The following is a 9,088-nucleotide window of genomic DNA, read 5'->3' as shown; positions in this document are numbered from 1 at the left end:
TTTCCTCCGATTAGGCTACGTAGCAGATAATTTCGCCACCAAGACCAGCCTGGCGCGCTGCACGATCAGTCATAACACCTTTAGAGGTAGAAACAACTGCGATACCAAGACCAGCCATAACTTTTGGCAGCTCATCTTTTTTCTTATAGATGCGCAGACCTGGGCGGCTGACACGCTGAATGCTTTCTACAACAGCTTTACCCTGGAAATACTTAAGAGTAAGTTCCAGTTCCGGCTTGGTGTCGCCTTCAACTTTAAAATCTTCGATAAAACCTTCTTCCTTCAGCACGTTGGCAATTGCCACTTTCAGCTTGGCGGAAGGCATGGTGACCGCAACTTTGTTCGCGGCCTGACCGTTACGGATACGGGTCAGCATATCCGCGATCGGATCTTGCATGCTCATCTGTCTTTACTCCCGTGATTCAATTGGTAATTACCAGCTAGCCTTTTTCAAGCCTGGCACTTCACCGCGCATAGCGGCTTCACGCAGTTTGATACGGCTCAACCCAAACTTGCCCACATAACCATGTGGACGACCTGTTTGACGACAGCGGTTACGCTGACGAGACGGGCTGGAATCACGCGGCAGAGACTGCAGCTTGAGAACCGCATTCCAACGATCTTCGTCGGAAGCGTTCACATCAGAAATGATCGCTTTCAGTTCAGCGCGTTTAGCGAAGAATTTATCAGCTAAAGCTACGCGCTTTACTTCGCGTGCTTTCATTGATTGCTTAGCCATTCAGTAACCCTACCTTACTTGCGGAACGGGAAGTCAAAGGCAGCCAGCAGAGCACGGCCTTCTTCGTCAGATTTCGCAGTAGTGGTAATGGTAATATCCAAACCACGCACGCGGTCGACTTTATCGTAGTCGATTTCTGGGAAGATGATCTGCTCACGGACACCCATGCTGTAGTTACCACGACCGTCGAAAGACTTAGCGGACAAGCCACGGAAGTCACGGATACGTGGAACAGCAATAGTGATCAGGCGCTCAAAGAACTCCCACATGCGTTCGCCACGCAGAGTTACTTTACAGCCGATCGGATAGCCCTGACGGATTTTGAAGCCTGCAACAGATTTGCGTGCTTTGGTGATCAGCGGTTTTTGACCGGAGATTGCTGTCAGGTCAGCTGCTGCGTTATCCAGCAGTTTCTTGTCAGCGATCGCTTCACCAACACCCATGTTCAGGGTGATCTTCTCGACCCGAGGGACTTGCATGACAGAATTGTAGTTAAACTCAGTCATGAGTTTGTTAACTACTTCGTCTTTGTAGTAATCATGCAGTTTCGCCATCGTACTACTCCAAATTACTTGATAGTTTCGCTGTTAGACTTGAAGAAACGGACTTTTTTGCCGTCTTCGAATCTAAAGCCTACACGGTCAGCCTTGCCGGTAGCCGCATTGAAGATTGCAACGTTAGAAACCTGAATAGCAGCTTCTTTTTCAACGATGCCACCTGGTTGGTTCAGGGCCGGAACCGGCTTCTGATGTTTCTTAACCAGGTTGATACCTTCAACGACAAGTTTGCCGGAAGACAGAACATTTTTTACTTTACCGCGTTTACCTTTATCTTTACCGGTTAACACGATAACTTCGTCATCACGACGGATTTTCGCTGCCATGATTCGCTCCTTAGAGTACTTCTGGTGCCAGAGAGATAATTTTCATGAACTTCTCAGTACGAAGTTCACGAGTTACCGGCCCAAAGATACGCGTGCCGATAGGCTGCTCGCTGTTATTGTTTAAAATAACGCATGCATTACCATCGAAGCGAATGACAGAACCGTCAGGGCGACGAACACCCTTCTTGGTGCGCACCACTACCGCCTTCAGCACATCACCTTTTTTGACCTTACCACGTGGAATTGCTTCCTTGATGGTGATCTTGATGATGTCGCCTACGCCTGCGTAGCGACGGTGCGAGCCACCCAGAACCTTGATACACATTACGCGACGTGCACCGGAGTTGTCGGCGACGTTCAGCATAGTCTGTTCTTGGATCATTTTAGTGCTCCGCTAATGTCAACTACTACCTGAGACTCTAAAATCAGAGCCGTTAAAAAGCCCCATATCGAGGGCGCGGCATTATAACACCGCTTCTGCAATATGGGTAGAAAAAATAAACGGCTCATCGCTGAGCCGTTTATTCGTATTGAGAAGGCGTACTGTATTACAGAACCGCTTTCTCTACAACGCGAACCAGCGTCCAGGACTTAGTCTTGGACAGTGGACGGCATTCACGGATTTCAACCTTGTCGCCGATACCACATTCGTTGTTCTCGTCATGTACGTGCAGTTTGGTCGTACGCTTGATGAATTTACCGTAGATCGGGTGTTTCACAATACGTTCGATAGCTACAACAATGGATTTCTCCATTTTGTCGCTAACAACACGACCTTGCAGAGTACGGATTTTATCGGTCATTACGCACCCGCCTTCTGAGTCAGTAAAGTCTTAACGCGTGCAACATTGCGACGCACTTGCTTCAGCAGGTGAGTCTGTTGCAGCTGGCCACTTGCAGCCTGCATACGCAGGTTGAACTGCTCACGCAGCAGGTTCAGCAGCTCAGCGTTCAGCTCTTCAACGCTTTTTTCACGCAGCTCTTTTGCTTTCATTACATCACCGTCTTAGTTACAAAGGTGGTTTTGATAGGCAGTTTCGCTGCTGCCAGGCCGAAGGCTTCACGGGCCAGCTCTTCCGGAACACCGTCCATTTCATAAAGGACTTTGCCCGGTTGGATCAAGGCAACCCAGTACTCCACGTTACCTTTACCTTTACCCATACGAACTTCCAGTGGCTTCTCGGTGATCGGTTTGTCCGGGAATACACGGATCCAGATCTTACCTTGACGCTTAACTGCACGGGTCATTGCACGACGTGCTGCTTCGATCTGACGTGCAGTCAGACGACCACGGCCAACAGCTTTCAGACCGAAAGTGCCGAAGCTAACATCCGTACCCTGCGCCAGACCACGGTTGCGGCCTTTGTGCACTTTACGGAATTTTGTACGCTTTGGTTGTAACATCAGCGACGCTCCTTATTTACGGCCTTTACGCTGCTGCTTTTTAGGTTGAGCAGCCGGTTTTTCCGGTTGTTCAACAGCAGCCATACCACCCAGGATCTCACCTTTGAAGATCCATACCTTAACGCCGATTACACCGTAAGTGGTGTGCGCTTCAGAGGTGTTGTAGTCGATGTCAGCACGCAGAGTGTGCAGCGGTACGCGACCTTCGCGGTACCATTCGGTACGTGCGATTTCCGCGCCGCCCAGACGGCCGCTAACTTCAACTTTGATACCTTTAGCGCCCAGACGCATTGCGTTCTGTACAGCACGCTTCATAGCACGACGGAACATAACACGACGTTCCAGCTGTGAAGTGATGCTGTCAGCAACCAATTTAGCGTCCAGTTCAGGCTTACGAACTTCAGCGATATTGATCTGTGCAGGAACGCCAGCGATATCCGCTACGACCTTGCGCAGTTTTTCTACGTCTTCGCCTTTCTTACCGATAACGATGCCAGGACGAGCAGTGTGAATAGTCACACGGATGCTCTTCGCTGGACGCTCGATAACGATACGAGATACAGACGCTTTAGCCAGTTCCTTAGTCAGGTACTGACGTACTTTAAAATCGCTGTCCAGGTTGTCAGCGAATTCTTTGGTGTTCGCAAACCAGGTAGAGTTCCATGGTTTTACAATACCCAGGCGAATACCATTAGGATGTACTTTCTGACCCATTGCTAGTCTCCAGAGTCTCAGCGATCGGACACAACCACAGTAATGTGGCTGGTGCGCTTCAGGATGCGATCTGCACGACCTTTCGCACGCGGCATAATGCGCTTCATGCTTGGGCCTTCATCTACGAAAATTTTCGCGACTTTCAGATCGTCGATGTCAGCGCCATCGTTGTGTTCAGCGTTAGCAATGGCAGATTCCAGTACTTTCTTGACCAATACCGCAGCTTTCTTGTTGGTATAGGTCAGGATGTCCAGGGCCTGCGACACTTTCTTACCGCGAATCAGGTCAGCAACAAGGCGAACCTTCTGAGCAGAAGAACGAGCATGGCGATGTTGAGCTAAAGTTTCCATCTCTTCCTCCTACCTTATTTCTTCTTCGCTTTTTTATCAGCAGCGTGGCCGCGATAAGTACGAGTCGGTGCGAATTCACCCAGTTTGTGACCAACCATTTCGTCGGTAACAAAGACTGGAACGTGCTGACGACCATTATGGACAGCGATGGTCAAACCGATCATGTTAGGAAAGATCGTTGAACGACGGGACCAAGTGCGCAGGGGCTTCTTGTCTCCGCTTTCCACCGCTTTCTCTACCTTCTTCAGCAAGTGCAGGTCAATAAAAGGACCTTTCTTGAGAGAACGTGGCATGGCTTATCCTCTAAAATTATTTGCTACGGCGACGTACGATAAATTTATCAGTACGCTTGTTGCTGCGGGTCTTCTTACCTTTGGTCTGAACGCCCCACGGAGTTACCGGGTGCTTACCAAAGTTACGACCTTCACCACCACCATGTGGGTGGTCGACTGGGTTCATCGCAGTACCGCGAACGGTAGGACGAACACCACGCCAGCGTGCAGCACCTGCTTTACCCAGAACGCGCAGCATATGCTCAGCATTGCCAACTTCGCCCAGAGTAGCGCGGCAGTCTGCTTCGACTTTACGCATTTCACCAGAACGCAGACGCAGGGTGACATAAGCACCATCACGAGCAACGATCTGAACGTAAGTACCAGCGGAACGTGCCAGCTGACCGCCTTTACCTGGTTTCATTTCTACGTTATGAACGGTAGAACCAACCGGGATATTGCGCATCGGCAGGGTGTTGCCTGCTTTGATTGCAGCATCAACGCCAGACTGAATCTGGTCGCCAGCTTTCAGGCCTTTAGGGGCCAGGATGTAACGGCGTTCGCCGTCTTTGTACAGAACCAGCGCGATGTTCGCGGAACGGTTCGGATCGTACTCAAGACGTTCAACAACTGCTGGGATACCGTCTTTGTTGCGTTTGAAGTCAACAATACGATAAGCCTGCTTGTGGCCACCACCGATGTGACGAGTGGTGATACGGCCATTGTTGTTACGACCACCGGATTTGCTGTTTTTTTCCAGCAACGGAGCAAAAGGTTTGCCCTTGTGCAGCTCAGGGTTAACCACTTTAACTACGTGGCGACGACCCGGAGATGTCGGTTTACATTTAACAACTGCCATTGTATTACTCCTCCGACTTACTCAGCGCCGCCAACGAAGTCCAGGTTCTGGCCTTCTTTAAGGGTGACGTAAGCTTTTTTCCAGTCGCTACGACGACCGATACGCTGTCCGTGACGTTTAACTTTCCCTTTAACTACCAGGGTGTTAACGACTTCGACTTCGACTTCAAACAGTTTCTGCACAGCAGCTTTGATCTCTGCTTTGGTCGCGTCTTTAGCAACTTTGAGAACGATGGTGTTTGTTTTTTCCATCGCAGTAGACGCTTTTTCAGAAACGTGCGGTGCGCGAAGCACCTTCAGCAGACGTTCTTCACGAATCATGCCAGCATCTCCTCAACTTGCTTAACAGCATCAGCAGTCATTACGACTTTGTCGAAGGCGATCAGGCTAACCGGGTCGATACCAGTCGCATCGCGTACGTCAACCTTGTGCAGGTTACGTGCGGCCAGGAACAGGTTCTCGTCCAGCTCACCGGTGATGATCAGCACATCTTCCAGAGCCATGTCTTTCAGTTTCTGTGCCAGCAGCTTAGTTTTAGGCGCTTCAACAGAGAACTTCTCGACAACGATCAGACGATCCTGACGTACCAGTTCGGACAGGATGCTTTTCAGCGCGCCGCGGTACATCTTTTTGTTAACTTTTTGACTGTGGTCCTGTGGACGCGCAGCGAAGGTCACGCCACCTGAACGCCAGATCGGGCTCTTGATAGAACCTGAACGCGCACGGCCGGTACCTTTCTGGCGCCATGGCTTTTTGCCAGAACCAGTTACTTCAGCACGAGTCTTCTGAGCACGAGTACCCTGACGAGCACCAGCTGCATAAGCAACAACAACCTGGTGAACCAGCGCTTCGTTGAAATCACGACCGAAGGTAGTTTCGGAAACAGTCAGCGCGCTCTGCGCGTCTTTCAATACTAATTCCATTGCTATCCCCTTACGCCTTCACAGCTGGTTTAACGATCAGGTCGCTACCGGTTGCACCCGGAACTGCACCTTTAACCAGCAGCAGGTTGCGCTCAGCGTCAACACGTACTACGTCCAGGCTCTGAACGGTTACACGTTCGTTACCCAGCTGACCTGCCATTTTCTTGCCTTTGAACACTTTGCCCGGAGTCTGGTTCTGACCGATAGAACCCGGAACGCGGTGAGACAAGGAGTTACCGTGGGTAGCGTCCTGGGTACGGAAGTTCCAGCGCTTAACGGTACCAGCAAAACCTTTACCTTTAGAGGTACCGGTTACGTCAACTTTTTTAACGTCAGCAAACAGCTCAACGCTAATGTCCTGACCTACGGTGAACTCTTCGCCTTCAGCAAGACGGAATTCCCACAGACCACGGCCAGCTTCTACGCCAGCTTTAGCGAAGTGACCCGCTTCTGGTTTGGTTACACGGTTAGCTTTTTTAGCACCAGTGGTAACCTGAATAGCGCGGTAGCCATCGTTAGCCAGATCTTTAACCTGAGTAACGCGGTTTGCTTCAACTTCGATTACGGTTACTGGGATAGAAACGCCATCTTCAGTGAAGATGCGGGTCATACCCACTTTTTTACCGACTAAACCAATCATTGTTTCAACCTCTCAATCGCTCGATGACCTGATTAACCCAGGCTGATCTGCACGTCTACACCGGCAGCCAGATCCAGACGCATCAGAGCATCAACGGTTTTCTCAGTTGGCTCAACGATGTCAACCAGACGCTTGTGAGTGCGGATTTCGTACTGATCGCGCGCGTCTTTGTTGACGTGCGGAGAGATCAGAACGGTGAAGCGCTCTTTGCGGGTCGGCAGCGGGATCGGACCACGGACTTGCGCACCAGTGCGCTTAGCAGTCTCGACGATTTCCGCGGTTGATTGATCGATCAGACGATGATCAAACGCTTTAAGGCGGATACGGATTCTTTGGTTCTGCATGAGACCAGAGCTCCAATTATTTTATAAACGAAAATGATTACTCCTCAAACCCATTACGATTGATGGGAGAGTGTAACCGTTCTTACGTAGCTCCCCAATTGGGAGCATTGTTGAGTAACAAAATGAGCTACTCTGGTTCTGATTGAACCCGCCGTCAATTACGACAAGCCCGCGCATTATACGTAAATCTGGACAAGACGCAAGTGCCGTTTAGAAATTAAGCGCCAGAGGCGCAGTATGGGTAAGGGCGCGCAACTTTTTACGCAATGTATCCCTTCTCAAGGCTTTGTCTCGAGCCCCTACGCAAGTGTCGTTTTTATAGATTGCCGACCAGGCCGATTATAGCGAGGATGCGCTCAAACCCCTTTGAGGCCTTTGCCATGTTAACCACCCTCCTCTTTTTGCTGATCTATTTTTCGCTGACTGCCTTTCTTGTACATGCGGATATTCGCTACGGACTGCTTCCCGATAAATTTCTCTGCCCGCTGCTATGGGCGGGCCTGCTCTTCCAGCTCTGTGTCCAACCTGATTTTCTGCCAAGTGCAGTGGTGGGTGCGATGGCTGGATATGTCGGCTTTGCCGTTATTTACTGGGGATATCGGTTTATCTGCCGGCGTGAAGGGATGGGATACGGCGATGTAAAATACCTGGCGGCGCTTGGTGCGTGGCATGGCTGGTGCATAGTGCCTACGCTGGCGTTACTCGCTGCGCTTATGGCTCTACTTAGCATTCTTGTGTTTTCGTTACTCACCGGCGATAAGGGAGCATTAAAAAACCCACTGCCTTTTGGGCCATTTCTGGCAGCAGCGGGTTTATGCGTAGGCTGGAAGACGGTGGTTACTCTTCCACTTTAATCTGCGACTGAAGGTAGTTCTGCAGACCGATTTTAGCAATCAGATCCAGCTCCGTTTCCAGCCAGTCAATATGACCTTCTTCATCGGCCAGGATCTGAATCATCATATCGCGACTGACGTAGTCATGTACGCTGTCGGCATAGGCAATGGCTTCACGGAGATCTTTGGCACCTTCAAGTTCCAGCCTGAGGTCGGAACGCAGCATCTCTTCGACATCTTCTCCGATGCCCAGCTTTCCGAGATCCTGCAGGTTTGGAATGCCTTCAAGGAATAAAATACGCTCGATATATTTATCAGCGTGCTTCATTTCATCGATCGATTCATGGTACTCAACGTCGTTCAGACGTTTAAGCCCCCAGTTTTTGAACATTCTCGCGTGAAGAAAGTACTGGTTAATTGCGACAAGCTCATTTCCCAATAATTTATTGAGATAACTTATGATTTTAACATCACCTTTCATTATATAGTCCCTCCGCTTCCACTCATTGAAGCGTAGATCGGGCTACAGGGATGTCAAAAAAAAGATGGGCGCTTACGCGATCTCTTTGTATTCCGGGATCTGCATCAATTCGTCCTGCATGATCTCTCGCGCAGCACGTACACATTTACCGCATTGATTTCCCACTGGAACAAATTTGCGTAGCTGCTGAAATGACTGAGGCTGAAACTGACGAACGGCCTGACGTATTTTCTTGTCGCTTACACCATTACATAAACAAACGTACATAGAGACTCCCGTTCAAATTATGCGCAAAGTGTAAGTGAGAATGGTTATGATTACAATAGCACAAACGCCACAATACAGGGCGGGAGCAGGCAAAAAATGCGTAATTTTGTGACAATGCCTGAGCAGCAGAAAACAAAAAAGGACGCCGAAGCGTCCTTTTTTTATTCGGGGATAATTAATTAGCCCAGAACTTTAGCAACAACGCCCGCGCCAACGGTACGGCCGCCTTCACGGATTGCGAAACGCAGACCGTCATCCATCGCGATTGGGTGGATCAGAGTCACAACCATCTTGATGTTGTCGCCTGGCATTACCATCTCAACGCCTTCTGGCAGTTCGATGGTACCGGTCACGTCAGTTGTACGGAAGTAGAACTGTGG

At 49.9% G+C, this 9,088-nt stretch carries 19 protein-coding genes and 1 pseudogene; 1 reads left to right on the top strand and 19 read right to left on the bottom strand.

From position 1 onward, the window contains the following. Positions 1-10 precede the first annotated feature (10 nt). The 16 genes from rpsH to rpsJ all read right to left on the bottom strand — a co-directional run bounded on the left by rpsH (position 11) and on the right by rpsJ (position 7,127). Positions 11-403 (bottom strand): 30S ribosomal protein S8, encoded by a 393-nt coding sequence (gene rpsH, locus ACMWLG_RS23660; RefSeq protein ID WP_006178918.1) that lies wholly within the window; start codon positions 401-403, stop codon positions 11-13. A 30-nt stretch (positions 404-433) separates the two neighbouring features. After that, the gene (rpsN, locus tag ACMWLG_RS23655) at positions 434-739 is read right to left on the bottom strand and encodes a 30S ribosomal protein S14 (RefSeq protein ID WP_003863291.1); all 306 of its coding nucleotides are present in this window, start codon (positions 737-739) and stop codon (positions 434-436) included. A 14-nt stretch (positions 740-753) separates the two neighbouring features. Then, entirely contained in the window at positions 754-1,293 is a 540-nt protein-coding gene (rplE, locus tag ACMWLG_RS23650; RefSeq protein ID WP_001096206.1) for a 50S ribosomal protein L5, read from the bottom strand. 14 nt (positions 1,294-1,307) lie between these two features. Next, positions 1,308-1,622, bottom strand: coding sequence for a 50S ribosomal protein L24 (gene rplX / locus ACMWLG_RS23645; protein WP_003863287.1), 315 nt, complete (start codon positions 1,620-1,622; stop codon positions 1,308-1,310). A 10-nt stretch (positions 1,623-1,632) separates the two neighbouring features. Further along, positions 1,633-2,004 carry a 50S ribosomal protein L14 gene (gene rplN, locus ACMWLG_RS23640; RefSeq protein ID WP_002919748.1) on the bottom strand — a complete coding sequence of 124 codons (372 nt, stop codon included), beginning with the start codon at positions 2,002-2,004 and terminating at the stop codon, positions 1,633-1,635. Positions 2,005-2,170: 166 nt separating this feature from the next. After that, a complete protein-coding gene (rpsQ, locus tag ACMWLG_RS23635) occupies positions 2,171-2,425 on the bottom strand; it encodes a 30S ribosomal protein S17 (protein ID WP_008503489.1) in 255 nt (84 codons plus the stop codon). Further along, the gene (gene rpmC, locus ACMWLG_RS23630) at positions 2,425-2,616 is read right to left on the bottom strand and encodes a 50S ribosomal protein L29 (RefSeq protein WP_003863282.1); all 192 of its coding nucleotides are present in this window, start codon (positions 2,614-2,616) and stop codon (positions 2,425-2,427) included. The genes rpsQ and rpmC overlap by 1 nt, the downstream gene beginning before the upstream one ends. After that, positions 2,616-3,026 (bottom strand): 50S ribosomal protein L16, encoded by a 411-nt coding sequence (gene rplP, locus ACMWLG_RS23625; protein ID WP_002919759.1) that lies wholly within the window; start codon positions 3,024-3,026, stop codon positions 2,616-2,618. Before rplP ends, rpmC begins: the two co-directional genes overlap by 1 nt. 12 nt (positions 3,027-3,038) lie before the next feature. Further along, complete coding sequence (gene rpsC, locus ACMWLG_RS23620; protein ID WP_000529945.1) at positions 3,039-3,740, bottom strand: 30S ribosomal protein S3; 702 nt, start codon at positions 3,738-3,740, stop codon at positions 3,039-3,041. 17 nt (positions 3,741-3,757) lie between these two features. Further along, positions 3,758-4,090: a 50S ribosomal protein L22 gene (gene rplV, locus ACMWLG_RS23615; RefSeq protein WP_002919773.1), complete on the bottom strand. Its 333-nt coding sequence runs from the start codon at positions 4,088-4,090 to the stop codon at positions 3,758-3,760. Positions 4,091-4,104: 14 nt separating this feature from the next. Continuing rightward, positions 4,105-4,383, bottom strand: a complete 279-nt coding sequence (gene rpsS / locus ACMWLG_RS23610) for a 30S ribosomal protein S19 (RefSeq protein ID WP_001138117.1) — start codon at positions 4,381-4,383, stop codon at positions 4,105-4,107. A gap of 16 nt (positions 4,384-4,399) precedes the next feature. After that, on the bottom strand, positions 4,400-5,221 hold the full coding sequence (rplB, locus tag ACMWLG_RS23605) for a 50S ribosomal protein L2 (RefSeq protein ID WP_000301859.1): 822 nt from the start codon (positions 5,219-5,221) through the stop codon (positions 4,400-4,402). Between the two features lie 17 nt (positions 5,222-5,238). Next, entirely contained in the window at positions 5,239-5,541 is a 303-nt protein-coding gene (rplW, locus tag ACMWLG_RS23600; RefSeq protein WP_000617546.1) for a 50S ribosomal protein L23, read from the bottom strand. After that, positions 5,538-6,143 (bottom strand): 50S ribosomal protein L4, encoded by a 606-nt coding sequence (gene rplD / locus ACMWLG_RS23595; RefSeq protein ID WP_000424395.1) that lies wholly within the window; start codon positions 6,141-6,143, stop codon positions 5,538-5,540. The genes rplW and rplD overlap by 4 nt, the downstream gene beginning before the upstream one ends. 10 nt (positions 6,144-6,153) lie before the next feature. Further along, positions 6,154-6,783, bottom strand: coding sequence for a 50S ribosomal protein L3 (gene rplC, locus ACMWLG_RS23590; protein WP_003863274.1), 630 nt, complete (start codon positions 6,781-6,783; stop codon positions 6,154-6,156). Positions 6,784-6,815: 32 nt separating this feature from the next. Continuing rightward, entirely contained in the window at positions 6,816-7,127 is a 312-nt protein-coding gene (rpsJ, locus tag ACMWLG_RS23585) for a 30S ribosomal protein S10 (protein ID WP_001181005.1), read from the bottom strand. Positions 7,128-7,507: 380 nt separating this feature from the next. Here rpsJ and ACMWLG_RS23580 point away from each other — a divergent pair, with 380 nt between their 5' ends. Next, the gene (locus ACMWLG_RS23580) at positions 7,508-7,981 is read left to right on the top strand and encodes a prepilin peptidase (protein ID WP_045405331.1); all 474 of its coding nucleotides are present in this window, start codon (positions 7,508-7,510) and stop codon (positions 7,979-7,981) included. On the opposite strand, the gene bfr is transcribed toward ACMWLG_RS23580, so the two are convergent. From bfr to tuf, 3 genes and pseudogenes are all read right to left on the bottom strand, one after another. Beyond that, positions 7,965-8,441 carry a bacterioferritin gene (gene bfr / locus ACMWLG_RS23575; protein WP_008503492.1) on the bottom strand — a complete coding sequence of 159 codons (477 nt, stop codon included), beginning with the start codon at positions 8,439-8,441 and terminating at the stop codon, positions 7,965-7,967. The two genes, ACMWLG_RS23580 and bfr, sit on opposite strands and share 17 nt — an antisense overlap. Positions 8,442-8,513: 72 nt before the next feature. Further along, positions 8,514-8,708 (bottom strand): bacterioferritin-associated ferredoxin, encoded by a 195-nt coding sequence (bfd, locus tag ACMWLG_RS23570; RefSeq protein WP_008503493.1) that lies wholly within the window; start codon positions 8,706-8,708, stop codon positions 8,514-8,516. A gap of 179 nt (positions 8,709-8,887) precedes the next feature. Further along, positions 8,888-9,088: pseudogene (gene tuf / locus ACMWLG_RS23565) on the bottom strand (elongation factor Tu); the annotation flags it as partial.

Origin of the sequence: Enterobacter sp. 01-M-02-SI-ECC (assembly GCF_047530595.1) — a bacterium.
In the GTDB taxonomy this organism is placed as follows: Bacteria; Pseudomonadota; Gammaproteobacteria; order Enterobacterales; family Enterobacteriaceae; genus Enterobacter; species Enterobacter cloacae_M.
This window is presented reverse-complemented; position numbering and strand designations above follow the sequence as displayed.

Excerpts from the sequence above, each read along its gene's own strand:
- rpsJ (WP_001181005.1), bottom strand. The coding sequence starts at position 7,127 with ATGCAGAACCAAAGAATCCGTATCCGCCTTAAAGCGTTTGATCATCGT.
- rplV (WP_002919773.1), bottom strand. The coding sequence starts at position 4,090 with ATGGAAACTTTAGCTCAACATCGCCATGCTCGTTCTTCTGCTCAGAAG.
- rpsS (WP_001138117.1), bottom strand. The coding sequence starts at position 4,383 with ATGCCACGTTCTCTCAAGAAAGGTCCTTTTATTGACCTGCACTTGCTG.
- rpsH (WP_006178918.1), bottom strand. The coding sequence starts at position 403 with ATGAGCATGCAAGATCCGATCGCGGATATGCTGACCCGTATCCGTAAC.
- bfr (WP_008503492.1), bottom strand. The coding sequence starts at position 8,441 with ATGAAAGGTGATGTTAAAATCATAAGTTATCTCAATAAATTATTGGGA.
- rpsQ (WP_008503489.1), bottom strand. The coding sequence starts at position 2,425 with ATGACCGATAAAATCCGTACTCTGCAAGGTCGTGTTGTTAGCGACAAA.
- rplX (WP_003863287.1), bottom strand. The coding sequence starts at position 1,622 with ATGGCAGCGAAAATCCGTCGTGATGACGAAGTTATCGTGTTAACCGGT.
- rplP (WP_002919759.1), bottom strand. The coding sequence starts at position 3,026 with ATGTTACAACCAAAGCGTACAAAATTCCGTAAAGTGCACAAAGGCCGC.
- rplB (WP_000301859.1), bottom strand. The coding sequence starts at position 5,221 with ATGGCAGTTGTTAAATGTAAACCGACATCTCCGGGTCGTCGCCACGTA.
- rplD (WP_000424395.1), bottom strand. The coding sequence starts at position 6,143 with ATGGAATTAGTATTGAAAGACGCGCAGAGCGCGCTGACTGTTTCCGAA.
- rplE (WP_001096206.1), bottom strand. The coding sequence starts at position 1,293 with ATGGCGAAACTGCATGATTACTACAAAGACGAAGTAGTTAACAAACTC.
- ACMWLG_RS23580 (WP_045405331.1), top strand. The coding sequence starts at position 7,508 with ATGTTAACCACCCTCCTCTTTTTGCTGATCTATTTTTCGCTGACTGCC.
- rpmC (WP_003863282.1), bottom strand. The coding sequence starts at position 2,616 with ATGAAAGCAAAAGAGCTGCGTGAAAAAAGCGTTGAAGAGCTGAACGCT.
- rpsN (WP_003863291.1), bottom strand. The coding sequence starts at position 739 with ATGGCTAAGCAATCAATGAAAGCACGCGAAGTAAAGCGCGTAGCTTTA.
- rpsC (WP_000529945.1), bottom strand. The coding sequence starts at position 3,740 with ATGGGTCAGAAAGTACATCCTAATGGTATTCGCCTGGGTATTGTAAAA.
- bfd (WP_008503493.1), bottom strand. The coding sequence starts at position 8,708 with ATGTACGTTTGTTTATGTAATGGTGTAAGCGACAAGAAAATACGTCAG.
- rplN (WP_002919748.1), bottom strand. The coding sequence starts at position 2,004 with ATGATCCAAGAACAGACTATGCTGAACGTCGCCGACAACTCCGGTGCA.
- rplW (WP_000617546.1), bottom strand. The coding sequence starts at position 5,541 with ATGATTCGTGAAGAACGTCTGCTGAAGGTGCTTCGCGCACCGCACGTT.
- rplC (WP_003863274.1), bottom strand. The coding sequence starts at position 6,783 with ATGATTGGTTTAGTCGGTAAAAAAGTGGGTATGACCCGCATCTTCACT.